Origin of the sequence: Vibrio sp. 10N.261.52.A1, from assembly GCF_002876325.1 — a bacterium.
Taxonomy (GTDB): Bacteria; Pseudomonadota; Gammaproteobacteria; order Enterobacterales; family Vibrionaceae; genus Vibrio; species Vibrio chagasii.
Genome location: NZ_MCYD01000541.1, coordinates 1 through 1,890, shown reverse-complemented (window position 1 = coordinate 1,890; position 1,890 = coordinate 1). Strand labels below are relative to the sequence as shown.

The following is a 1,890-nucleotide window of genomic DNA, read 5'->3' as shown; positions in this document are numbered from 1 at the left end:
GTGAACACATCCTACTTGGCGGCGACAACATGGACTTGGCTCTGGCTTACCGCTTGAAGATGAAGCTAGCACAAGAAGGCAAAGAGCTGGCACCTTGGCAAGTTCAAGCGATGACTCACGCATGTCGTGACGCAAAAGAAGCGCTACTGAACGACGCAGAGCTTCAAGCTGTGCCAATCGTGGTTCCTAGCCGTGGCTCTAAGCTACTTGGCGCGACGCTAAAAACAGAACTGACTCAGCAAGAAGTACAACAAACATTGGTTGATGGCTTCTTCCCTAAAGTTGCTGTGACTGATCACCCGGTACAAAAAACGCGTGGTGCACTGACTCAAATGGGTCTGCCTTACGCACAAGATGCAGGTATCACTCGTCACATTGCCGCATTCCTTTCTAAGCAAGCGAACGCGCTTTCTGGAAATGGTGAAACGGCTCAACAAGATTTCAATCCGTTTGCAAATATGCCGGGCATGCCAGGTGCTGAAGCGCCTGCTGCTGACTTCATCAAACCAACAGCAATCCTGTTCAACGGTGGTGTTCTAAAATCTAACCTACTCGCTGATCGTCTTTCAGACACAATCAACGAGTGGTTGATCAATGCTGACGCTGAATTTGCTAAACAACTTTCAGGCCTAGACCTAGACCTTGCGGTTGCAAGTGGTGCTTCTTACTACGGCGCGGTACGTCGTGGTCAAGGCGTTCGTATCCGCGGTGGTATCGCTTCTGCTTACTATGTAGGTATTGAAAGCGCGATGCCTGCAATCCCAGGTATGGCTCCTCCTATGGAAGCTCTGTGTGTTGCACCGTTTGGTATGGAAGAGGGCTCAAGCGTTCAAGTGCCTAGCCAAGAATTTGGTCTAGTGATTGGTCAGCCAGTTCACTTCCAGTTCTTCGGCTCAACAACTCGCCGTGAAGATCAAGCTGGTACTCATCTTGATCACTGGGCGCCAGAAGAGCTCGATGAGCTTCCTGAAATCCAAGTAACACTGCCAGTTTCTGAAGGCCGACGCGAAGGTGAAGTAGTTCCGGTTACTTTGGCTTCTCGCGTTACTGAGCTTGGTACTTTATACCTAGAAGCGATTGCCACTGATAATGGTCAGAAATGGCACGTTGAGTTCGACGTTCGTGAAGATTCGAACAACGACTCAAACGACGAAGCATAATGAATCAACGGCACCTTAGCGGGTGCCGTTATTTTATCAATACCGCTCCCAATTCAGTCCTACCTGTTTCTCAGGAACGACGTATACGAATAACAACAATAAGACCAAAACTATCAATACACTGGTCATCACTCTGGAAGAATAAGGTTTTGTATGGCAACTCCTCGTTTTTTAGTCGGCATTGACTTAGGCACAACCAACACTGTGGTTGCCTACTGTGAAATTAACGACGACCTACAACACGCTCCCGTTTCCCTTTTCGAAATCGATCAGCTTATCGGCCCTGGTGAAGTGGTTCGTAAGCCTCTACTCCCATCGTTTCGTTACCACCCTGCACAAGGTCAAATCTCCCCTTCAGACCTAACTATGCCGTGGGAACCAAACCCAGTTGAAGGCGATATAAAGAATGTTATCGTCGGTGAGTGGGCGCGTGAATTGGGCGCTAAGGTTGAAGGCCGTCAAGTATCGAGTGCGAAGAGTTGGTTATCGCACCAAGCGGTGGATCGTAGCTCAGACATTCTCCCTTGGGCTGGCGCAGCAGATGTCGATAAAGTATCACCAGTTGTCGCGAGTGCGAGCTACCTGAATCACATTCGCCAAGCATGGAACTACCGTAATCCAAGCAACAAACTTGAAGACCAAGATGTTGTTGTAACGGTTCCTGCATCATTCGATGAGACAGCTCGTAAGCTGACACTTGAAGCCGCAGAACTTGCAGGCTTAGGTAAGA

1 protein-coding gene and 1 pseudogene are annotated in these 1,890 nt (G+C 49.0%); both read left to right on the top strand.

Annotated elements, in window-relative coordinates:
• Positions 1–1,160: pseudogene (locus tag BCT81_RS07795) on the top strand (Hsp70 family protein); the annotation flags it as partial.
• 153 nt (positions 1,161–1,313) lie between these two features.
• On the top strand, positions 1,314–1,890 hold a 577-nt coding region (locus BCT81_RS07790; protein WP_157938862.1), incomplete at its 3' end, for an Hsp70 family protein.